The following is a 326-nucleotide window of genomic DNA, read 5'->3' as shown; positions in this document are numbered from 1 at the left end:
GCCTGTCGTTTCGAGAACCTTGGCTTCAAAGAAGAGCGACTCGGCTTGATGCTGTATCTGCAATGTGAGAACAAAAAACGCAAAGAAGGCTACTGGCCGCTCGACTTTGCTATTCAGCCAACCAACAACGCTTATTACAACACTCAAAAAGACAATACTGTTCTTATGGCTCAAATCTTTGCTTTCATGGATACAGGTAAAAGCGCCGTTATTACTGGCGATAGCTTTGAACGCCCTCAACCTACCAGCTATCTATATATTGATGAAAAGCCCGACAACTTTGAAAAGCGATTAGAAGAAACCCTAAAACACGAACACGTTTTGCC

Annotated in this window: 1 pseudogene; it reads left to right on the top strand. The window is 43.3% G+C overall.

The features are described from left to right. A pseudogene (locus UA76_RS23905) lies at positions 1 to 326 on the top strand (hypothetical protein); the annotation flags it as partial.

It is taken from the genome of Vibrio mexicanus (assembly GCF_001012815.1).
GTDB lineage: Bacteria > Pseudomonadota > Gammaproteobacteria > Enterobacterales > Vibrionaceae > Vibrio > Vibrio mexicanus.
This window is presented reverse-complemented; position numbering and strand designations above follow the sequence as displayed.